At 64.6% G+C, this 21907-nt stretch carries 19 protein-coding genes, 1 tRNA gene and 1 pseudogene; 12 read left to right on the top strand and 9 right to left on the bottom strand.

What is annotated here, in order from left to right:
• Positions 1 to 5: 5 nt before the first annotated feature.
• From pheS to HQN78_RS10565, 6 genes are all read right to left on the bottom strand, one after another.
• Positions 6 to 989: a phenylalanine--tRNA ligase subunit alpha gene (gene pheS / locus HQN78_RS10540; protein WP_107800246.1), complete on the bottom strand. Its 984-nt coding sequence runs from the start codon at positions 987 to 989 to the stop codon at positions 6 to 8.
• Positions 990 to 1144: 155 nt separating this feature from the next.
• A complete protein-coding gene (gene rplT / locus HQN78_RS10545) occupies positions 1145 to 1504 on the bottom strand; it encodes a 50S ribosomal protein L20 (protein WP_019103240.1) in 360 nt (119 codons plus the stop codon).
• A gap of 12 nt (positions 1505 to 1516) precedes the next feature.
• Entirely contained in the window at positions 1517 to 1714 is a 198-nt protein-coding gene (rpmI, locus tag HQN78_RS10550) for a 50S ribosomal protein L35 (RefSeq protein ID WP_019103239.1), read from the bottom strand.
• A gap of 167 nt (positions 1715 to 1881) precedes the next feature.
• Positions 1882 to 2406 (bottom strand): translation initiation factor IF-3, encoded by a 525-nt coding sequence (infC, locus tag HQN78_RS10555; protein WP_081556240.1) that lies wholly within the window; start codon positions 2404 to 2406, stop codon positions 1882 to 1884.
• Positions 2407 to 2447: 41 nt separating this feature from the next.
• Positions 2448 to 4349, bottom strand: coding sequence for a threonine--tRNA ligase (gene thrS / locus HQN78_RS10560; RefSeq protein ID WP_235089416.1), 1902 nt, complete (start codon positions 4347 to 4349; stop codon positions 2448 to 2450).
• A gap of 175 nt (positions 4350 to 4524) precedes the next feature.
• A tRNA-Val gene (locus HQN78_RS10565) sits at positions 4525 to 4601 on the bottom strand.
• Positions 4602 to 4761: 160 nt separating this feature from the next.
• Here HQN78_RS10565 and tgt point away from each other — a divergent pair.
• The 8 genes and pseudogenes from tgt (at position 4762) to HQN78_RS10610 (ending at position 15490) form a co-directional block, all read left to right on the top strand.
• The gene (gene tgt / locus HQN78_RS10570) at positions 4762 to 5877 is read left to right on the top strand and encodes a tRNA guanosine(34) transglycosylase Tgt (RefSeq protein ID WP_107800248.1); all 1116 of its coding nucleotides are present in this window, start codon (positions 4762 to 4764) and stop codon (positions 5875 to 5877) included.
• 131 nt (positions 5878 to 6008) lie between these two features.
• Entirely contained in the window at positions 6009 to 6335 is a 327-nt protein-coding gene (gene yajC, locus HQN78_RS10575; RefSeq protein ID WP_043633815.1) for a preprotein translocase subunit YajC, read from the top strand.
• 68 nt (positions 6336 to 6403) lie between these two features.
• The gene (gene secD, locus HQN78_RS10580; RefSeq protein ID WP_107800249.1) at positions 6404 to 8251 is read left to right on the top strand and encodes a protein translocase subunit SecD; all 1848 of its coding nucleotides are present in this window, start codon (positions 6404 to 6406) and stop codon (positions 8249 to 8251) included.
• A 9-nt stretch (positions 8252 to 8260) separates the two neighbouring features.
• A complete protein-coding gene (secF, locus tag HQN78_RS10585) occupies positions 8261 to 9196 on the top strand; it encodes a protein translocase subunit SecF (RefSeq protein ID WP_107800250.1) in 936 nt (311 codons plus the stop codon).
• A 107-nt stretch (positions 9197 to 9303) separates the two neighbouring features.
• Positions 9304 to 9948: a DedA family protein gene (locus tag HQN78_RS10590; protein WP_107800251.1), complete on the top strand. Its 645-nt coding sequence runs from the start codon at positions 9304 to 9306 to the stop codon at positions 9946 to 9948.
• 69 nt (positions 9949 to 10017) lie between these two features.
• Positions 10018 to 11918, top strand: a pseudogene (gene mutL, locus HQN78_RS10595) (DNA mismatch repair endonuclease MutL).
• A gap of 3 nt (positions 11919 to 11921) precedes the next feature.
• Positions 11922 to 12743 carry an MBL fold metallo-hydrolase gene (locus HQN78_RS10600; protein WP_235089427.1) on the top strand — a complete coding sequence of 274 codons (822 nt, stop codon included), beginning with the start codon at positions 11922 to 11924 and terminating at the stop codon, positions 12741 to 12743.
• A gap of 365 nt (positions 12744 to 13108) precedes the next feature.
• On the top strand, positions 13109 to 15490 hold the full coding sequence (locus tag HQN78_RS10610) for a glycosyl hydrolase family 18 protein (RefSeq protein ID WP_304502851.1): 2382 nt from the start codon (positions 13109 to 13111) through the stop codon (positions 15488 to 15490).
• A gap of 8 nt (positions 15491 to 15498) precedes the next feature.
• Here the strand turns inward: HQN78_RS10610 and HQN78_RS10615 are convergent, their stop codons facing one another.
• Positions 15499 to 15804, bottom strand: a complete 306-nt coding sequence (locus HQN78_RS10615) for a hypothetical protein (protein ID WP_146176695.1) — start codon at positions 15802 to 15804, stop codon at positions 15499 to 15501.
• Positions 15805 to 15821: 17 nt separating this feature from the next.
• Here HQN78_RS10615 and sgrR point away from each other — a divergent pair, with 17 nt between their 5' ends.
• The 4 genes from sgrR to HQN78_RS10635 all read left to right on the top strand — a co-directional run bounded on the left by sgrR (position 15822) and on the right by HQN78_RS10635 (position 19820).
• Positions 15822 to 17504 carry an HTH-type transcriptional regulator SgrR gene (sgrR, locus tag HQN78_RS10620; protein ID WP_235089428.1) on the top strand — a complete coding sequence of 561 codons (1683 nt, stop codon included), beginning with the start codon at positions 15822 to 15824 and terminating at the stop codon, positions 17502 to 17504.
• A gap of 108 nt (positions 17505 to 17612) precedes the next feature.
• Positions 17613 to 18158: a MarR family winged helix-turn-helix transcriptional regulator gene (locus HQN78_RS10625; protein ID WP_107800256.1), complete on the top strand. Its 546-nt coding sequence runs from the start codon at positions 17613 to 17615 to the stop codon at positions 18156 to 18158.
• Positions 18155 to 19369 (top strand): cyanate transporter, encoded by a 1215-nt coding sequence (locus tag HQN78_RS10630; protein WP_235089430.1) that lies wholly within the window; start codon positions 18155 to 18157, stop codon positions 19367 to 19369. Before HQN78_RS10625 ends, HQN78_RS10630 begins: the two co-directional genes overlap by 4 nt.
• A gap of 34 nt (positions 19370 to 19403) precedes the next feature.
• Complete coding sequence (locus HQN78_RS10635) at positions 19404 to 19820, top strand: RidA family protein (RefSeq protein WP_235089431.1); 417 nt, start codon at positions 19404 to 19406, stop codon at positions 19818 to 19820.
• A gap of 69 nt (positions 19821 to 19889) precedes the next feature.
• On the opposite strand, the gene HQN78_RS10640 is transcribed toward HQN78_RS10635, so the two are convergent.
• On the bottom strand, positions 19890 to 21161 hold the full coding sequence (locus tag HQN78_RS10640) for a flagellar assembly protein T N-terminal domain-containing protein (RefSeq protein WP_235089432.1): 1272 nt from the start codon (positions 21159 to 21161) through the stop codon (positions 19890 to 19892).
• On the bottom strand, positions 21161 to 21802 hold the full coding sequence (locus tag HQN78_RS10645) for an LPP20 family lipoprotein (RefSeq protein WP_227107597.1): 642 nt from the start codon (positions 21800 to 21802) through the stop codon (positions 21161 to 21163). Before HQN78_RS10645 ends, HQN78_RS10640 begins: the two co-directional genes overlap by 1 nt.
• Positions 21803 to 21907 lie beyond the last annotated feature (105 nt).

The following is a 21907-nucleotide window of genomic DNA, read 5'->3' on the forward strand; positions in this document are numbered from 1 at the left end:
CGCGATCAGTTGAACTGTCTCAGGAAGTTGAGGTCGTTCTCGAAGAACAGCCGCAGGTCGTTGACGCCATAGCGCAGCATGGCGAAACGATCGAGACCGATGCCGAAGGCGAAGCCGGTGTAACGCTCCGGGTCGATGTTGACATTGCGCAACACATTGGGGTGCACCATGCCGCAGCCGCCCACTTCCAGCCAGCCGCGCTCGCCCAACACGTCGATTTCCGCCGAGGGCTCGGTGAAGGGGAAGAAGGACGGACGGAAGCGCACTTGCAGATCGTCGCGCTCGAAGAAACGGCGCAGGAAGTCGGTCACCACCGCCTTGAGGTCGGCGAAGGACACGCCCTCTTCCACCCACAGGCCTTCCATCTGGTGGAACATCGGCGAATGGGTGGCGTCGGAGTCCACGCGGTATACGCGGCCCGGGGCCACGATCTTGATAGGCGGCTGATTGTTCATCATGAAGCGCGCCTGGATCGGGCTGGTATGCGTGCGCAGCACGTCGCCGCCTTCCACGTAGAAGGTGTCGGCCATCGCGCGCGCGGGATGGTTTTCCGGGATGTTCAGCGCCTGGAAATTGTAGAAATCGGTTTCGATCTCCGGGCCGTCCGCCACTTCAAAACCCATGGTGCGGAACAGGCCGGCGATGCGTTCCAGCGTCAGCGCCACCGGGTGCAGGCCGCCGCCGTTGCTGCCGCGCCCCGGCAGGGTTACGTCCAGCGCCTCGGCGGCCAGTTGCGCCTCCAGCTTGGCGGCGTTCAATTGGTCGAGGCGCTGCTTGTGCGCGGCCTCAAAAGCCTGCTTGGCCACATTGATGGTGGCGCCGGCGGCCTTGCGCTCTTCGGCGGGCAGCTTGCCCAGCTGTTTCAGGAGTTCGGTCAACTCGCCGCTCTTGCCCAGATAGCGGGCCTTGACCTGCTCCAGTTCAAGAAGATCGGCCGCCGCGGCTACCGCGGCCAGACCGGATTGGAGAATCGCGTCAACGTTGTTCATCGTGTTCCACACCGTATGCGAAAGAAAGCTGGCCACACGCGCCCCAGCACTCGGGCGAGTCTGGCCAACCGTCTTGATCTTGAGTCATGCCTGCGGCCGGGCCGCATCAAAAAAAAGGGAGGCAAGATTGCCTCCCTTTTGATCCGTCCGGGCGATTAAGCAGCGAGGCTTGCTTTCGCCTTTTCGACGATCTGTGCAAAAGCCGGCTTGTCGAACACGGCCAGGTCGGCCAGGACCTTGCGGTCGATTTCGATAGAGGCTTTTTTCAGGCCGTTCATGAATTTGCTGTACGGCAGGCCGTTTTCACGAGCAGCTGCGTTGATACGAGCAATCCACAGTTGACGGAACTGACGCTTTTTCTGACGACGGTCACGGTAGGCGTACTGACCGGCTTTCATCACCGCCTGTTTGGCGATGCGATAGACGTTCTTCCGGCGGCCGCGATAGCCTTTCGCCAGTGCGAGGATTTTCTTGTGACGAGCACGAGCGGTTACACCGCGTTTTACGCGTGGCATATCTTAGTCTCCTTAAGCGTAGGGCATCATTGCGCGAACAGAGGCCATATTGGTGCTATCTACCATGGTAGTACCACGCAGTTGGCGCTTGTTCTTGGTGGTTTTCTTGGTCAGGATGTGACGCTTGAACGCGTAAGAGCGCTTTACACCACCATTGCCCAGTACTTTGAGACGCTTTTTCGCGCTCGACTTGGTTTTCATTTTCGGCATGGACTGCTCCTGCTGAATTTTGATTAGATTAGACGCGAGGTGGCTGCCGGACGAATCCGGAAACGCTTGAAAAACCATCGTGTCACGCTTTTGGGCAGATCGTTGCCGACCTACAAAATCAACACGGCAGAGCGAACCCTGCCGTGTCAGTTTGATGATTATACCGATTATTTCTTCTTCGGCGCAATCATCATGACCATCTGGCGGCCTTCCAGCTTGGGAAACTGCTCAACCACCGCAATTTCGGACAAATCGGCTTCGACACGCTTAAGCAACTCCAAACCGATGTTCTGGTGGGCCATCTCACGACCGCGGAAGCGCAGGGTGACCTTGGCTTTGTCGCCGTCAGCCAGGAATCGGGTCAAGTTGCGCAACTTGACGTTGTAGTCGCCGTCGTCGGTGCCCGGACGGAACTTGATTTCCTTGATCTGAACCTGTTTCTGCTTCTGCTTGGCTTCGTGACGCTTCTTGGACTGCTCGTACTTGTACTTGCCGTAGTCCATCAGCTTGCATACCGGAGGCTGCGCGGTCGGGGAAATCTCCACCAGATCCACATCGCCCTCCTCCGCCAGCGCCATTGCCTCACGCAGACTGACAACACCAATCTGCTCACCTTCTTTACCTACCAGACGAATTTCACGGGCGGTAATCTCGCCGTTGATCCGTGCTTCGCGTTCCTGAGCTATAGCCAAATCTCCTATTAATCTAAACTCAATGCCTGCCGTCGCCGGAATCAGGCCCCAGGCATCTCAGCCTTGAGGCGCGCAATCAGCGCATCCAGCGTAAGCTGCCCCAGGTCTTCCCCGCGGGAGCGTACGGCAACCAACTCGCCAGCCTTCTCCTTGTCGCCGACGATGATCTGATACGGCAACTTTTGCAGACTGTGCTCGCGAATTTTATAGCCGATCTTCTCGTTTCTCAAGTCAAGATCAACGCGGAAGCCTTGTTCGCGCAGTTTGGCGGCCACATTGGCCGCGTATTCGGCCTGCGCTTCGGTGATATTCATCACCATCATCTGCACCGGAGCCAGCCACAAGGGGAAGGCGCCGGCGTGGTTTTCGATCAGGATGCCGAGGAAGCGCTCCAGCGAACCCAGCGCCGCGCGGTGCAGCATCACCGGGCGCTTGCGGCTGTTGTCGTCGGCCACGTATTCGGCGTCCAGACGCTCCGGCAGCATGAAGTCCAGCTGCAGGGTGCCGCACTGCCAGGAACGGCCCAGCGCGTCCTTGATGTGGTATTCGATCTTGGGGCCGTAGAACGCGCCCTCGCCCGGCAGCTCTTCCCACTCCACTCCGCAAGCGCGCAGCGCTTCGCGCATGCCTTCTTCCGCCTTGTCCCAGGTGGATTCTTCGCCGATGCGTTTTTCCGGACGCAGCGCCAGCTTGATCGCCACCTTGTCGAAGCCGAAGCGCTCGTACACTTCCATCACCAGGCGATGGAAATCCTTGGCCTCCTGGTTGATCTGATCTTCGGTACAGAAGATGTGGCCGTCGTCCTGCACGAAGCCGCGCACGCGCATGATGCCGTGCAGCGCGCCGGACGGCTCGTTGCGGTGGCAGGAACCGAACTCGGCGTAGCGCAGCGGCAGATCGCGATAAGAACGCAGACCGCTATTGAACACCTGCACATGGCCCGGGCAGTTCATCGGCTTGACCGCGTAGTCGCGCTTTTCCGATTCGGTGATGAACATGTTCTCGCGGTAGTTGGCGGCGTGGCCGGAACGCTCCCACAGATGGGCGTCCATCATCATCGGGGTGCGGATTTCCTTATAGCCTTCGCGGTTCAGCTTCTCGCGCATGTATTGCTCGACGCTCTGCCACAGCTGCCAGCCCTTGGGATGCCAGAACACCATGCCCGGCGCCTCGTCCTGCAGGTGGAACAGGTCCAGTTGCACGCCCAGCTTGCGATGGTCGCGCTTTTCCGCCTCTTCCAACATATAGAGATAGGCGTCCAGGTCTTCTTTCTTGGCCCAGGCGGTGCCGTAAACGCGCTGCAGCATTTCATTCTTGCTGTCGCCGCGCCAGTAGGCGCCGGCCACCTTCATCAGCTTGAACACCTTGAGCTTGCCGGTGGACGGCACGTGGGGGCCGCGGCACAGGTCGGTGAATTCGCCCTCGCGGTACAGGCTCAGCACTTCGCCCTGCGGGATGGATTCGATGATCTCGGCCTTATAGGCCTCGCCTATGCTCTTGAAGTAGGCGATGGCTTCGTCGCGCGGCAGCTCGTAACGCTCCACCGGGATGTCTTTCTTCGCCAGCTCGGCCATTTTCTTTTCAATGGCGGCCAGGTCTTCCGGCGTGAACGGGCGCTTGTAGGCGAAATCGTAGTAGAAGCCGTTTTCGATCTCCGGCCCGATGGTGACCTGGGCTTCCGGGAACAGCTCCTTTACCGCATAGGCCAGCAAGTGGGCGGTGGAGTGGCGGATGATGGACAGGCCGTCCGCGTCCTTGTCGGTGACGATGGCCAGGTCGGCATTGCGGTCGATGGCGTAAGAGGTGTCCACCAGCGCGCCGTCCACGCGGCCGGCGAGCGCCGCGCGAGCCAAGCCTGCGCCGATGGATGCGGCCACTTCATGAACCGTTACCGGTTTATCGAACGAACGGATCGAGCCGTCCGGCAAGCGAATGTCTGGCATGTCAACTCCAACAAGGCGAGAGAGAAATTTTTAGAAAGCGTAGGATAAAAAAAAAGTGCGGCCTGAGCCGCACTTTTTTTGCATGGAACAACCCGCAAGGCTCAGCTAGCGTGAGTATGTCGGGTTGTGGTAGTTCGCAAGTTGGACACTTGTAACGCTCCATGCGTTTGAATTTTGGTAGGCACGATTGGACTCGAACCAACGACCCCCACCATGTCAAGGTGGTGCTCTAACCAGCTGAGCTACGTGCCTGTCGTCGAGCTGCGAATACTAAACAAGCCCGCCACGCTTGGCAAGCGTTTTTTTCATCCGCCGCGAGGAAGAAACCGCGACAAAGCCCCAGCGGGCGCGGCTTACGGTATACTAGCCGGCTGATTTTGCTAAACAAACATACCAGAGCAATCCCCGAATCATGCTGAAGTTTACCGTACATAAAACCTCCGGCGGCGCGCGGCGCGGCACGCTGGAGCTGAACCACGGCACCGTGGAGACGCCGGTGTTCCAGCCGGTGGGCACTTACGGCTCGGTCAAGGCGATGAGCCCGGTCGAGCTGAACGACATCGGCGCCCAGATCATTCTGGGCAACACTTTCCACCTGTGGCTGCGCCCGGGCCTGGAAATCGTCGAACAGTTCGGCGGCCTGCACGAGTTCATCGGCTGGGACAAACCCATCCTCACCGATTCCGGCGGCTTCCAGGTGTTCAGCCTGTCCGATATGCGCAAGCTGACCGAGGAAGGCTGCACCTTCCAAAGCCCGATCAACGGCGACAAGCTGTTCCTGAGCCCGGAAATCTCGATGAAGATCCAGACCGTGCTCAACTCCGACATCGTGATGCAGCTGGACGAGTGCACGCCGGGCCAGGTGGATCACGCCACCGCGCAGAAGTCGCTGCAGATGAGCTTGCGCTGGGCAGAGCGCTCGCGCCGCGCCTTCGACGATCTGAAAAACCCCAATGCGCTGTTCGGCATCGTCCAGGGCAACCTTTATACCGATTTGCGCCAGGAATCGCTGGAAGGCCTGATGCAGGTCGGCTTCGACGGCATCGCCATCGGCGGCCTGTCGGTGGGCGAGCCCAAGCCTGAGATGTACCGGATGCTCACCGAGTTGAAGGACATGCTACCGGCTGAGAAGCCGCATTATCTGATGGGAGTGGGCACGCCGGAGGATTTGGTGCACGGCGTGGCCAACGGCGTGGACATGTTCGATTGCGTGATGCCGACGCGCAACGCGCGCAACGGCTGGATCTTCACCCAGTGGGGCGACGTCAAGATCAAGAACGCGCGCTATAAGGACGACAAGAAGCCGCTGGACGAGGAATGCGAGTGCTACGCCTGCCGCAACTTCAGCCGCGCTTACCTGCATCATCTGCACCGCGTCGGCGAGATTCTGGGCGCCCGCCTCAACACCATACACAATCTGCATTATTACCAGGAGCTGATGCGCCAGATGCGCCGCGCCATCGAGGAAGACCGTTTCGAGGACTTCCGCCTGGAGTTCGCCGCCAAGCGCGCCCGCGGCGTCAACTGAGGAACCACCTGCGCGGTCGGCCTGTCACAGGCCTGACCGTCGCAAGCATTGGAAAAAGCGGACCAGCATGGCTACAATGGTCCGTTTATTTCGACCAGCCATAACAATACATAATCTAAGGGAGTAGTTTGATGTCCTTTATCAGCCCCGCCTTCGCCAACACCGGCGCCGCAGTAGGAGGTTTCGACCTGATGGGCTTCCTGCCCATGATCGCCATCTTCGTGCTGTTCTGGTTCCTGATGGTGCGCCCGCAGCAGAAGCGCATGAAAGAGCATCAGAAGATGCTGTCGGAAATCCAGAAGGGCGATGAAGTCGCCACCCAGGGCGGCATCGTCGGCCGCGTGGCCAAGATCGGCGAACAGTTCCTGACTCTGGAAATCGCCAACGGCGTGGAAATCACCGTTCAGCGCGGCTCGGTTTCCGCCAAGCTGGAAAAAGGCACGCTGAAGTCGCTGTAAGGATTCAGCCGACGGCCACCGCAGCGCGCTGCCGGTGGCCGGTTCATTTTCTTTTCCCGAACTAAAACATGAACCGCTACCCTCTTTGGAAATACCTCGTCATTGCGGTGGCCCTGATCCTTTCCGCGATCTACACGCTGCCCAATTTCTACGGCGAGACTCCCGCGGTCCAGGTCTCCAGCTCGCGCCAATCCATTCCGGTGGACACCGCCGTGATGACGCGCGTGGAAGAGGCGCTGAAAGCGCAGAACATCTCTCCCGACGGCCTGTTCCTCGACGGAACCAGCCTGCGAGTCCGCTTCAAGGACGCCGACACCCAGCTCAAGGCGCGCGACGCCATCCAGCACGCGCTGGGCGACAACTACATCATCGCGCTTAATCTGCTGTCCGCCTCCCCCGCCTGGCTGACCAGCCTGAAGGCGCATCCGATGTTCCTCGGCCTCGACCTGCGCGGCGGCGTGCACTTCCTGCTGGAAGTGGACATGAAGGCCGCCATCGACAAGACGATGGAACGCTACGCAGGCGACTTGCGCCGCGAGCTGAAGAACAAGAAAGTCCGCTACGGCGCGATCAAGCGCAACGGCAATACGCTGGAAGTGCAGCTGCGCGACGCCGACACGCTCAAGGCCACTCAGGACGTGGTCTACCGCAGCCTGCCCTCGCTCACCGTCAAGAGCGACGACGGCAACTACCGGCTGACGCTGACCCTGAAGCCGGAAGAGATCACCAAGATCCAGGGCGACGCGGTCAAACAGAACATCACCACGCTGCATAACCGCGTCAATGAGTTGGGCACCTCCGAGCCCATCATTCAGCAGAACGGCCCCAACCGCATCGTGGTGCAGCTGCCCGGCATCCAGGACACCGCCCGCGCCAAGGACATCATCGGCCGCACCGCCACGCTGGAAGTGCGCATGGTGGAAGACGACCCGAGCAAGATGGCCGACGCGATGGCCGGCAACGTGCCGGCCGGCTACGAGTTGCTGGACGAAGCCTCTTCCCGCGGCGTGCAGAAGATTCTGGTGCGCAAGGACGTTGAACTGACCGGCGACAATATCAACGACGCCCAGGCCGGCTTCGACGAAAACGGCGCGCCCGCCGTCCACATCAATCTGGACTCCGCCGGCGCCTCCATCTTCCGTCAGGTGACCGCCGAGAACATCGGCCGCCGCATGGCGATGGTGCTGGTGGAAAAAGGCCGCGCCGAAGTGGTGACCGCTCCAGTGATCCGCTCCGAAATCGGCGGCGGCCGCGTGCAGATCTCCGGCAGCATGAACCCGGCCGAAGCCAACGACACCGCCCTGCTCTTGCGCGCCGGTTCGCTGGCCGCGCCGATGAACATCGTCGAAGAACGCACCGTAGGCCCGAGCCTGGGTCAGGAAAACATCGAGAAAGGCTTCCACGCCACGCTGTGGGGCTTTGCCGCCATCGCCACCTTCATGGTCCTGTACTACGGCATGTTCGGCGTGTTCTCCGCGCTGTCGCTGGCGATCAACGTCTTCCTGCTGCTGGCGCTCTTGTCCATGATCCAGGCCACGCTAACCCTGCCCGGCATCGCCGCCATCGCGCTGGCGCTGGGCATGGCCATCGACGCCAACGTGCTGATCAACGAGCGCATCCGCGAGGAGCTGCGCAACGGCGTGCCGCCGCATTCGGCGATCCAGGCCGGTTACACCCACGCCTGGCACACCATTCTGGACTCCAACGTCACCACGCTGATCGCCGGCCTCGCGCTGCTGATCTTCGGCTCCGGCGCGGTGCGCGGCTTCGCCGTGGTGCACAGCCTGGGCATCCTGACCTCGATGTTCTCCGCGGTGGTGATTTCCCGCGGCCTGGTCAACCTGTGGTACGGCCGCCGCCGCAAACTGACCACGCTGGCCATCGGCCAGGTGTGGAAACCGGAAAACAAAGGATAAGGACCGGATATGGAGCTTTTCCGCATCAAACGGGACATCCCGTTCATGAGCTACGGCCGGCTCACCACGACCATCTCGCTGGTGACCTTCATCCTGGCCATCTTCTTCCTGGCCACCCGCGGCCTGAACTACAGCGTGGAATTCACCGGCGGCACCGTGCTGGAAGTTCAGTACCAGCAGTCCGCCGACCTGGGCGCCATCCGCGACAAGGTGGACGAGCTCAAGCTGGGCGAATCCACGGTGCAGAGCCTGGGCAGCAGCCGCGACGTGATGATACGCCTGCCCAACAAGCCGGGCGTCACCTCCGCCCAGTTGTCGGAAAAAGTGATGGCCATGCTCAAGGCCGGCGATCCTCAAGTGCAACTGCGCAAAGTGGACTTCGTCGGCCCCAGCGTGGGCGAGGAACTGGTGACCCACGGTCTGACCGCCACCATCCTGGTGTGCGTGGGCATCATGATCTACCTGGCCATCCGCTTTGAATGGCGTTTCGCCATCGCGGCCATCATCGCCAACATGCACGACGTGGTGATCATCCTGGGCTGCTTCGCCTTCTTCCGCTGGGAGTTTTCGCTGACCGTACTGGCCGGCATCCTGGCGGTGCTGGGCTACTCGGTGAACGAATCGGTGGTGGTGTTCGACCGGATTCGCGAGAACTTCCGCAAGCCGGGCATGAAGGGCCACAGCGTGGCCGAAGTCATCGACAACGCCATCACCGCCACGATGAGCCGCACCATCATCACCCACTTCTCCACCGAGATGATGGTGGTGTCCATGCTGCTGTTCGGCGGCCCGGCGCTGCACGGCTTCGCGATGGCGCTGACCATCGGCATCGTGTTCGGCATTTACTCCTCGGTGCTGGTCGCCAGCCCGATCGCCCTGTGGCTGGGCGTGAAGCGCGAACATATGATCAAGCCGGTGAAACCAAAAGAAGAAGCGGTCGTCTGATCACTTCCCTCATGAGCCTCATTTAAAAAGGTTCTGATTGCTGGCCGGCTTGTCCGGCCAGTTTTACTTTCAACCCGAGCAGCACCCTTACCGAGCGCAACGACATCATGGAAGCCATCACTTTTCTGATCGACTTCATCCTGCACATCGACACTCATCTGTCCCAGCTGGTGGCCGCCTACGGCCCCTGGATCTACGCCATTCTGTTTCTGATCGTGTTCTGCGAAACCGGACTGGTGGTCACCCCCTTCCTGCCCGGCGACTCGCTGCTCTTCGTCGCCGGCGCGCTGGCGGCCATGGGCCAGATGAACCCGCACTTGCTGGTGCTGCTCCTGATCGTCGCCGCCATCCTTGGCGACGCAACCAATTACGCCATCGGCCGCAACGTCGGCATGAAGCTGTTCGACAAGTTTCCGCGCATCCTGAAGCCGCAATACCTGGACCGGACCCACGCCTTCTACGAACGCCATGGCGGCAAAACCATCATCTTCGCCCGCTTCGTGCCCATCGTGCGCACCTTCGCGCCCTTCGTCGCCGGCATCGGCAAGATGCACTACCCGCAGTTCCTGCGCTACAACGTGGTGGGCGCCATCGCCTGGGTGGTCGGCTTCACTTACGCCGGTTATTTCTTCGGCAACCTGCCCTTCGTGCGCAAAAACCTGGAATTGCTGATTTTCGGCATCATCCTGGTCTCCTTCCTGCCGGGGCTGATTGAAATCTGGCGCCACAAGCGCGCGGCCGCCCGCGGCTGATCCGTAGTAGAATCGACAAGGCCGCCGTAGCGCGGCCTTTTGCTTTGACATCACGCCCCAATGCCGCCCATGAAACGCATCCAACGCCTGCCCGACCACCTCGTCAACCAGATCGCCGCCGGCGAAGTGGTGGAACGCCCCGCCTCCGCGCTCAAGGAAATACTGGAAAACAGCCTGGACGCCGGCGCGTCCAAGATCACGGTGGACCTGGCCCAGGGCGGCATCAAGCTCCTGCGCGTCACCGACAACGGCGGCGGCATCGCGGCGGAAGACCTGGCGCTGGCGCTGGACCGCCACGCCACCAGCAAAATCGCCTCGCTGGACGATCTGGAAAACGTCGCCACCCTGGGTTTCCGCGGCGAGGGCCTCGCCAGCATCGCCTCGGTGTCGCGGCTGACCCTGGTCAGCCGGCCGCCGGACGCCGAACACGCCCATCAGCTCATCGCCATCGACGGCGCGCTGCACCCGGTGGAGCCGGCCGCCCACGCGCCCGGCACCAGCGTCGAGGTGGTGGACATCTATTTCAACACCCCGGCGCGGCGCAAATTCCTGAAAAGCGAGAACACCGAATACGCGCACTGCGAGGCCGTTTTCGAGCGCATCGCACTGGCCCACCCCATGTGGAGTTCATGCTGCGCCACAACGGCAAGGTGATCTGGCGCCTGCCGGCGCAAAGCCTGGCCGAACGCGTGGCCGCGATGCTGGGCAAGGATTTCGTCGCCGCCGCCATCGAGATCGACACCGCCGCCGGCCCGCTGACGCTCAGCGGCTTCGTCGCCTCCCCCACTTACTCCAAGGCCAGCCGCGACGCCCAGTACTTCTACGTCAACGGCCGCTTCGTCCGCGACAAGACCGCGCTGCACGCGCTGCGCCAGGCCTACCGCGACGTGCTGCACCACGATCGCCATCCAGCCTACGCGCTATTCCTGACCATGGAGCCGTCCGGCGTCGACGTCAATGTGCACCCGACCAAGATCGAAGTGCGCTTCCGCGAATCGCAGGCCATCCACCAATTCCTGTTCCACAGCGTGCACAAGGCCTTGGCCAGCACCACCGCCGGCGCCGCGCCTACCGTTCAGATCGCCGGCGCCGACTCGGCGGTCGAGCCCGCGCTGGCCCAGGGCGAATCCGCGCCCTTGTTCGACAAACCGTTCAACCGGCCCGCCGCGCCCTCCTCCGGTCTGGCCGGGGAACAGCCCGCCTTCCGCTACCAGCAGCAGGCGATGCCGCTGCACGTGGCCCGGGAAGCCACCGGCATCTACGACAAGCTGTTCGGCGGCCTGCGCGAGGAAGAACGCGCCCAGCCCGCCGCGCCGGCGCCAGCGCCGGTGGAATACAGCCTGCCGCCGCAGCGCGTGGCCGCGCTGCCGCAAAGCGCGGACGGCGTTCCGCCGCTGGGCTTCGCGCTGGCTCAGCTGCACGGCGTCTACATCCTCAGCCAGTGCGAAGACGGGCTGATCCTGGTGGACATGCACGCCGCCCACGAACGCATCGTCTACGAACAGCTGAAAACCGCGCTGGAGGCCGACACCATCCCGATGCAGCCCTTGCTGCTGCCGGTGTCCTTCGCCGCCGATCGCATGGAGGTGGCCACCGCCCACGAGCACGGCGAGGAGATGAAGCGGCTGGGCATGGAACTGGCGCCGCTGTCCCCCACCCAGATCGCCGTGCGCGGCGTGCCGGTGTGGCTGAAGGACGGCAATCCGGTGGACCTGGCGCGCGCGGTGCTGAAGGATGTGCGCGAGTTCGGCCTCAGCCAGGTGCTGACCGAGCGCCGCAACGAGCTCCTGGCCACCATGGCCTGCCACGGCGCGGTGCGCGCCAACCGCCAGCTGACGCTGCCGGAAATGAACGCGCTGCTGCGCGATATGGAAGCCACCGAACGCTCCGGCCAGTGCAACCACGGCCGCCCCACCTGGACCCGGCTGTCGATGCGCGAGCTGGACAAGCTGTTCATGCGCGGTCAATAAGCGATGCGCGTCACCGTACTGGCGGAAAACCACAGCCTGCGGCCGGACTTGATCGCCGAGCCCGGCCTCGCGCTGCTGATCGAGGATGGCCCGCACCGCATCCTGTTCGACACCGGCCGCAGCGACGCGCTGCTGCGCAACGCCAGTCAGCTGGGCGTCGACCTCGCCGCGCTCAGCCAGGTGGTGTTGTCGCACGGCCATTACGATCACAGCGGCGGCCTGCCGGCGCTCAGCCGGCTCTTGCGCCAGCGCGCGGCGGCGCCGCTGCCGCTGCTGGCCCATCCCGAGGCCTTCCGAGCGCGCGAAGCGCGGCTGGGGCCGATCACGCTGCGCAAGCTGGGCTCGCCGCTCGCCGAAGCCGATCTGCAAGCCAGCTTCGAACTGCAACTGCACGCCCGGCCCCACGCCTTCGCCGACCGCTACGTCTTCCTCGGCCAGATTCCACGGAGGCGCCACGCCGAAGGCCGCGGCACCCTGGGCCGCCTCGTCGACGCGAGCGGCCACCGGCCGGACCCGGTGGCCGACGATTCAGCCCTGGTCTACCGCGGCGAGCAAGGCCTGATCGTCTTCAGCGGCTGCGCCCATTCCGGCATCCGCCACATCGTCGACTACGCGCGCGAAGTCTGCGCCGAGCCGCGCGTCCACGCGGTGATAGGCGGTTTCCACCTGCGCAGCGCGGCGCCGTGGCGCGTCTGGCGGACCCGCCGCTACTTCCAGCAACTGGCGCCGGAGGGCCTGTACGCCTGTCACTGCACCGGCTACGCCCGTCACGCGCTGGCGCGCCAGCACGCCATCGCCGCCGGCAGTCAACTGAGCTTCGACTAAACCGGTTTCGACAGTTCCTGCCGCGGAAAAACGACAGTTCGCTCTTTCCGCCATTATTCACGGTCGGCGTGCCGCATTGCAGCATTCCGACCGCCGCTCCGTCTCCTTCTCCCGCCTCCAAACCGCATAAACGCCGCCGCTGCGGGCTTTGGCCGTCCCGCCGCGCTCAGCGCGTCCGTCTTCGTCCGGGCGCTAGCAAAAAACGGCGCGAATACACCTGAAAAAAAGAACAGGTGTGTGCTTAGTCCTTCCCTGCACATGCTTAGGTCCAATACCACTTACATACAACTTTAATACAACTTAAATACAAGTCGGCGCGCCGCGCCGGCCTTTCGCCCCGCCTTTTTCCAAGAAGGAGATGGACTGTGAGCAAAGCCTTACTGCTGCTGAAAACCGGCCTGGCCGGCACCGCCGTGGCCGGCGCCGCGCTGCTGGCCGCCCAGCACGCCCCCACCGCCGCCAAGGCGCCGGCATCCGCCGCCCGCGACGGCCTGATCAAAACCGCGGCCGCCAGCTGCGCCGACCCGGCCTGGAGCGCCGGCTCGATCTACACCGGCGGTCAGCGCGTCAGCTACCAGGGCCAGACCTGGGAGGCCAAATGGTGGACCCAGGGCAATACGCCTTCCGCCAGCGACGCCAGTCCGTGGAAATTGATCGGCCAGTGCGACGGCGGCGGCGGCAACCCGACCGAACCGCCGCTGGTGCAAGTGCCTCCGCCCACCGGCAACGCGCTGTGCCGGCCGGAAGGGCTGGCGCGCACCGACGGCGTGGACGTGCCGTATTGCGCGGCCTACCAGAAAGGCGGCGCCGAGCAGTTGGCCAACGGCAGCCGCAAGCGGCTGATCGGCTACTTCACCAGCTGGCGCACCGGCAAGAACGGCCAGCCGGCCTACCTCGCCAGCGACATCCCCTGGGGCAAGCTCACCCACATCAACTACGCCTTCGCCCACGTGGACGGCAACAACCGGCTGTCGGTGGGCGAAAACAATCCCGGCAACCCGGCCACCGACATGAGCTGGCCGGGCGTGCCCGGCGCGGAAATGGACGCCAGCCTGCCCTATAAGGGCCACTTCAACCTGCTGACCCAGTACAAGCGCAAATACCCGGGCGTCAAAACCCTGGTCTCGGTGGGCGGCTGGGCCGAGACCGGCGGCTATTTCGGCGCGGACGGCAAGCGCGTCAACAGCGGCGGCTTCTACAGCATGACCATCAACGCCGACGGCAGCGTCAACCAGGCCGGCATCGACGCCTTCGCCGACTCCGCCGTCGCCTTCCTGCGCAAATACGGCTTCGACGGCGTGGACATCGACTTCGAATACCCGACCTCGATGAACGACGCCGGCAACCCGCTGGACTGGAGCGTCGCCAACGCCCGCCGCGGTTCGCTGAACAAGGGCTTCAACGCGCTGACGCGGACATTGCGCGAACGGCTGGACCGCGCCGCCTCCCAAGACGGCCGCTACTACCAGCTCACCGCCGCGGTGCCGGCCTCCGGCTATCTGCTGCGCGGCATGGAAGCCTTCCAGAGCCTGCGCAACTTCGACTTCGTCAACGTGATGTCCTATGACCTGCACGGCGCCTGGAACGAGTTCGTCGGCCCCAACGCCGCGCTCTACGACGACGGCAAGGACGCCGAACTGGCGCGCTGGAGCGTGTACACCACCGCGCAATACGGCGGCATCGGCTATCTGAACACCGACTGGTCCTACCACTACTACCGCGGCGGCCTGCCGGCGGCGCGCGTCAATATCGGCGTGCCCTACTACACCCGCGGCTGGAAAAACGTCAACGGCGGCAGCAACGGCTTGTGGGGCACTTCGGTGGGCGGCAACTGCCCGACCGGCCTGAAAACCTGCGGCGACGGCGCGGTGGGCATAGACAATCTGTGGCACGACCTGGACGAACAAGGCCGTGAAGTGGGCGCCGGCTCCAACCCGATGTGGCACGCCAAGAACCTGGAGAAAAACCAGGGCGGCAGCTATCTGTCCGCCTACCTGGACCCGAGCAAGCCGGAAAACCAGCTCAGCGGCAGCTATCAGCGTTTCTACAACGACACCCTGAGCGCGCCGTGGCTGTGGAACGCCGGCAAGAAAGTGTTCCTGTCCACCGAGGATGAGCAGTCCATCGCCAAGAAAGCCGCCTGGGTCGACGCCAACAACGTCGGCGGCGTGATGTTCTGGGAACTGGCCGGCGACTACGACTGGAAACAGGAGCGCAACGGCGGCAAGGGCGAGTACTTCATCGGCACCACGCTGACCAGCCTGCTGTACAACGCTTTCAGCAAACCGGCCGCCGTCAGCGTCAAGCCCGCCGCCACCGCCCCGGCTGCCACCGCCGCCATCGACGTCGGCTTCTCGCTGGACGGCTACGCGCTGGGCGACAGCAATTATCCGATCAACCCCAAGCTGACCATCGCCAACCGTTCCGGCAGCACCCTGCCCGGCGGCACCGAGTTCCAGTTCGACGTGCCCACCTCGGCGCCGTCCAACTTCGCCGACCAGTCCGGCTTCGGACTCAAGGTGATCAGCGTCGGCCATAGCGGCAACAATATCGGCGGCCTGAAGGGCGACGCCCATCGCGTCTCGGTCAAGCTGCCGTCGTGGCAGTCGCTGGCGCCGGGCCAGAGCGTCAGCCTGGCCGTGGTCTACTATCTGCCGATCTCCGGCCCGCGCAACTTCAGCGTGACCTTGGGCGGCAAGACTTACGCCATCCGCGAGGAGGCGCCCTACCTGCCTTACCTACGCTGAGATCCGCTTCAATGTCTGGCGCTGGCTCGCCAGACTTTGAACGGGTTCTGAATTCCCTCGTTCTCCTCAGTACCTTCCAAGCCGGGTTCGCCCGGCTTTTTTTCTGCGCCGCCGTCCGCCGGCGGCCGCCATTGCATCAACTCGTTCAAACGCTCCAGCGCCGCCTGCGGCGTCAAGCCGAACACCGGCTTTTTGCCGTCGAGAAAACGCTGGTAAAACAAGAAGGTCGGATCGGTTTTCATCGCTGTGGACTCCCGCTGTGGATGCGAGTATTGTCGGCGCAATATGAGGCAATAAAAATTGCTGACTTTCAATCAGGAAACTTCCTCTTATGTCCGCGCGGCTCGCCCAGCAATACCAGAAGCTCCATCATCACTTCGCCGGCCAGACCGAGGCCGTCTCCCTGCAACAGCTGGCCGACCTGCTGTTTTGCACGCGTCGCCACATGCGCAGCCTGCTGCAACAGATGCAGGCGCAAGGCTGGATAGCGTGGCAGGCGCAAGCCGGGCGCGGCATGCGCTCGCAACTGCGCTTTCTGCAAGCCCCGGAGCAGTTGCAGCGGGAGCGCGCCGCGCAATTGCTGGAACAGGGCCGGGTGGAGCAGGCGGTGGACTTGCTGGGCGACGACCGCGGCGAGCTGGCGCCCTTGCTGTTGGCGCGGCTGGGCAAACGCTGGAGCCAAGACCGCCAGGTATTGGGCGTGCCTTATTACCGGCCCTTACCCAACCTCTACCCCGGCACGCCCTTGCGCCGTTCCGAACGGCATCTGGTCGGCCAGATCTTCAACGGACTGAGCCGGATAAATGAGGAAAAAGGGGAAGTGGAAGGCGATCTCGCCCATCACTGGAGCCAGCAGGGCCCGCTGGAATGGCACTTCCACCTGCGACCGGCGGTGCGCTGGCACGACGGCCGCGAGCTGAGCGTCGCCGATGTCCAGGCCTCGCTGCTGCGCTTGCGCGCGCAGCCGCTGTTCTCCCATCTGCAAGCCGTGCGGCCCTTGTCGCCGCGCAGCCTGGCGCTGGAATTGAGCGAGCCCGACCAATGGCTGCCCTGGCTGCTGGCCGACAGCGCCGCGCTGATCCTGCCGGCCGACCACGCAGCGCGCGCCGACTTCGCCTCGCGCCCGGTGGGCACCGGCCCTTACCGCGTCGCCGCCAACACCCGCCACCGGCTGTGCTTGCAGGCCTTCGACGATTACTTCGGCTACCGCGCGCTGCTGGACCAGGTGGACATCTGGATGATGCCGGAACTGGGCGAACAACTGGAGCACGGCAACGGCCAGGTCTGCGGCCTGGAAGTGCGCATCAATCCGCGCGAGCCCAGCGTGCAGACCGAAATGGCGCTGGAGTCCGGCGTCTACTTCCTGCTCGCCGACGGCCGCTCCCCGCGTCTGCACGATGCCGCGCTGCGCGACTGGCTGGCCCAGGCCCTGGCGCCGCTGGCCGTGATCCATGAAACCGCGCCGGCGGTGCGTCAGTACTGGGCGCCGGCCGCCGGCCTGCTGCCCAATTGGCACCACGCCCAGCCGGCCTTGAACCTGAAGCCGCCGGACAGTCTGAGCGCGCTGCGTCTGGCGTATTACGAGCAGCATCCGGAGTACCAATTGATCGCCGCCGCGATGGCGCGCTGCCTGCGGCCCCACGGCGTGACGCTGGAATGCCTCGCCCTGCCCTACGCCGACTGGGAGCAGGGCCGGGCCGACGCCGATGTGTGGCTGGGCTCGGTCAACTTCGCCACCCGGCCGGAATACTCGGTGGCCGCCTGGGTGCTGGGCACCCCGCTGCTGCGCCGCTGCCTGGAGCCGGCGCTGCCGCTGGCGCAGTGGCATCAGAGCTGGCGCCAGGGCCTGTTCCGCGCCCAGGATCTGTCCGCCGCCGTGGTCCAGCAACGCTGGATGCTGCCGCTGTTTCACAACTGGCTGCGGCTGCAAGGGCCGGCCCAGATGCAGGGCGTGCGCCTCAACAGCCTGGGCTGGTTTGATTTCAAGTCCGCCTGGCTGCAAGCGGACGGCTGAAACGGTTCAAACGCGGGGTCGCCTGATGCCGCGCAAATAATTTCATATAAAGATACTTTAAGTAAAATATCTTCCCAGGAATACATATCCATGACATAATCGCCCCCCATGGACAAGATAGACACCATCATCTCCCAGTGGCGGCGCGAGCGGCCCGATCTGGACAGCGCCAGCATCGGCGTCATCGGCCGGCTGGCGCGGCTGGTCACCCATGTGGAGCGCGCGCTGGCCGACAACTTCGCCCGCTTCGGACTCAAGGACGGCGAGTTCGACGTGCTGGCCACGCTGCGCCGCGCCGGCGCGCCCTACCAGCTATCGCCCACCATGCTCTACACCACGCTGCTGCTGACCTCGGGCGCGGTCAGCAAGCGCCTGGACCGGCTGGAGAGCGCCGGCTGGGTGGAGCGCCTGCCCGACCCCAAGGACCGCCGCGGCATGCTGATCCGTCTGAGCCCGGCCGGACTGGAGCTGATTGAGCGCGCGATGAGCGCCCACATCGCCACCCAGGACACCGCGCTGGCCGCGCTGGCCGCGCCGCAACGCGAACAACTGGCCGCGCTGCTGAGCCAGTGGCTGCAAAGCTTCCCCGGAGAAGCGCAAGCCGAAGCGACGCCCCAAGCTCGCCCCCTCCCCACCGAAAGCAAAACTTCATGAAGCAAGACACCTCCGTTCAGCGCCCGCTGTGGCTGGCGCTGTCCATCATCCTGGTGGGCCTGAACCTGCGCCCCGCCCTCGCCGCCATCGGCCCGCTGCTGGACCAGCTGCGCCACGCCACCGGCATGAGCTTTAGCGACGCCTCGCTGTTGACCACGCTGCCGGTGGCCACCATGGGCGCCGGCGCCTTTCTGGGCAGCTGGCTGGAACGCCGCGCCGGCGCGCGCCAGGGCGTGGTCATCGCCCTGCTGCTGATTTTCTTGTCCAGCGCGCTGCGCTGGCTGCCGGCGAGCTTCGGCGCGCTGCTGGCCACCGCGCTGATGGCCGGCATCGGCATCGCGCTGGCCCAGGCCCTGATTCCCGGCTTCATCAAGCAGTATTTCCCGCACAAGGTCTCGGCGCTGATGGGCTTCTACATCACCGCCATCATGGGCGGCGCCTCCCTGGCCGCCGCCGGCGCGCCGTGGCTGGCCGCGCATAGCGCGCATTGGCAAAACGGCCTGGCCGCCTGGGCCGCTCTGGCGGCGCTGGCGCTGCCCTGCTGGCTGCTGAGCGCGCCGCGCCGCGCTCCCGGCGGCGGCTCCGCCGCGCGCGCTCCGCAATTCAGCCGGATCCCGCGCGCCTGGCTGCTGGCCTTTTATTTCGGCATCGGCACCGCGGTCTACGCCAGCTCGCTGGCCTGGCTGCCGGCCTTGTTCGTGCAACTGGGCTGGAGCCAGCAGCAAGGCGGCCTGATGCTCAGCTTCATGACCGGCATGGAAGTGGTGTCCGGCCTGACCATCCCGCTATTGTCGGCGCGCAGTCATGATATGCGCGGCTGGCTGACCCTGGTGTTGCTGGCGGTGCTGGCCGGCTTGCTGGGCATGGTGCTGGCGCCGCACGGCGGCCTGCTGCTGCTGTGGGTGGCGCTGCTGGGCCTGGGCGTGGGCGGCCTGTTCCCGCTGACCATGATTCTGACGCTGCACCACTACGAGGACGCGCGCAACGCCGGCCAGTTGTCGGCCTTCGTGCAGGGCATAGGCTATCTGATCGCCGCGGTGGCGCCCTTCGCCGCCGGCTGGATCCGCGACGCCACTTCCAGCTTCAATCTGGCCTGGCTGTGCCTGGCGCTGCTGATCGCCAGCCTGCTGGTGCTGACCCGCCGCTTCGCGCCCCAGGGCTACGCCGAAGCGATGCAAAACCAGGCCGTCGTCGCCGCGCAGCCCCGTTGATCCCGGGACAGCGGCACACCACAGGAGAAAGTCGATGAGCACAACCGTTCCCTTCCGCCTGAGCAATCCCGCCGGTCTGTACGACCCGGCGCCCAACGGCTATTCCCATCTGGCCATCGTCGACGCCGGCAGCCGCATGCTGCTGGTGGCCGGTCAGGGCGGTGAAAACGCCGCCGGCGAACTGGCCGACGGTTTCGAGGCGCAAGTGCGCCAGGCCTTGGTCAATCTGCGCACCGCCTTGGCCGCCGGCGGCGCCGATCTCGCCCATGTCGCCAAGCTGACGGTGCTGATCGTCGATCACAGCGAGGCGCGGCTGCGCGCCTTCGGCGCGGAACTGGCCGCCGCCTGGGGCGCGCTGCCCGCGCCGGCCTGCACGCTGATCCCGGTGCCGCGGCTGGCGCTGGACGGCATGCTGTTCGAAATCGAGGCCACCGCCTTCCTGCCCGCTTGACTCTCCGACGCAAATCCGACGCAAAAAAGCCCGCCGTGAAGGCGGGCTTTTTTTCATTGGCGGCCGCGCTCAGCGCCGCGGCATGAAGCGCACGTAATCGCCTTCTTCCACCTTGCCCGGCGCCTGCACCGCGCCGACGGCGAAATTGGGCTGCACCTGGCTGATGACGACGTCGCCGGCCAGGGTTTCCGGCACGCCCAGCTCGCGCCCGGAGATCAGATCGCGCACCGGCTGCGCGCTCTTGCGCTGATAGACCAGGAATTTATCGCCGACGGCGACGCCGTCCAGCGAGCCGGCGTTGATGTAGACCTGGCGCGGGCCGGCCAGTTTGACGATGCGGGCGGAGAACGGAATGCAGGAAATCACCTCGCCTATCCTGCTCACCGCCTGATCCAGCGCCCGGTTCACCGCCTGGCCGTAATCGCTCTGCCAGAACGCCGCCGAGGCGAAGGGCCGCGGCGGATTCGGCGTCACTTCGCCCTTGGCCAGCTCCGACACCCGCTCGCGGGCCAGCAAGGCGCCGGTCAGCGCGTCGTACACCCAGACTTCGGCGTCGAACTGGCGCTCGGTGGGTACGTATTTGACTCCGCCGCCGAACAGGCCGGCGAACGGCCCGTTGTAGAACGTCCCCTGCTGACTGGTGTTGTTGGACTCGTACAGCGATTTGCGCAGCCCCTTGGCGGTGGCGCCGGTGGCCAACACCCGCCCCGCCACCACGAACTGGGCGTCCTCGGACTGGCCGATGCGGCGGACGATCTCCGCGCCGGCGGCCGGCTCGGCCACGCGCGCATCCGCCAGCACCGACACCGTGTTGGCGTCCAACAGGCTGTACATGCGGTTGGCGCCCAGCCTCCGCGACAGCTCGGTGGGCAGGCCGGTGGCCAGCTCCGGCATGTCGGACGCCTCTGCCGGGCGGTCCACCTGGAAATACGTGGTGACGATCTTGCGGCGCAGGCTGCGGCCCGGCGGCATCGCGCAGGCGGCCTCCTTGCCGCGCGCGGCGCCGGACGGCTTGGCGGTGTCCACCTCCACCAGCACATGGTAGAGCTTGCCCTGCTGGAACTCCTTCACCACCTTGACCGCGCCCTGCGCCGGCGCCAGCGGCGTCAGCGTGCCGGACTCGCTGCTCCTGCCGTAATCCAGCCCCTGCGAAGCCTCCACCCGCGCGCCCTGGCGCAGCGCCACCATCTTGAGCGCGTCCTGCAGCGCCTGCTCGCGCGCGGCGGCGACGCCGTTGTCCAATGAGGCCACGCCCTCGGCGCGCATGATCTCGGCGCCGGCCGGACAAACAAAAGCCGCCGCAAACGCGGCGGCCAGCAGGGTACGGAAACGAAACCGCATCATTGAGCCATGTAGTAGTTGCTGTTGTAACGCGCCGCGCCGCAATTGCCCTCGGCGCACTGCAGGCCGGACGTGGCGTTTTCCTGCGAAGCCTTCATCACGCTGCCGGTCTTGTCCAGCGCCTGGCGGAACTGCTTGTAGAAGTCCTGATCCAGCGTGATCTCGGCCACCGCCTCGCTGGTGCCGTCCGGCTTCATGCTGTTGGACACGATGTTGACCCCGCGCAGATAGGCGTCCACATAAGTGCGGAAGCTATCGCTGTTGGCGATCATGTTCGACACCGAGCTGTTGCCCACCAGCTTCATGCCCTGCACCTGTTCCGCGATGGCGCGGAAAGCGTCCAGCCGGGCGGCGCGCAAGGCCAGCAGCTTGCGCTGCGACGGCGTCAGGCTGGAGGTGTACGGCGCCGCGCCGCTGCCCACCACCCGCACCACGATGGGCTGATAGGGATTCACTTCCTTGACCACCACCTTGGGCGCTTCGGTTTCAATGCCAGGACCGACGAAACCGACGCCGCTCGGCGTCATCCCCGCGGCGGCGCGCGGCGCCTCGGCGGCCAGCGGCGGACGCTCGGCGGTGGCGCAGGCGGACAAGCCCAGCAAGACGGACAGGAAGCAGGCAACACTGGGAATCGTTTTCATGGCAAATACCGTTGGATATTGCTCGAATTATGAAGCGATCTAAGCGAACGTCAACCGCAACATCGGCATTCCTATGCAAAACTTGAATAAAAACAAAATCCCGCC

This window comes from Chromobacterium sp. Beijing, from assembly GCF_021496765.1.
In the GTDB taxonomy this organism is placed as follows: domain Bacteria; phylum Pseudomonadota; class Gammaproteobacteria; order Burkholderiales; family Chromobacteriaceae; genus Chromobacterium.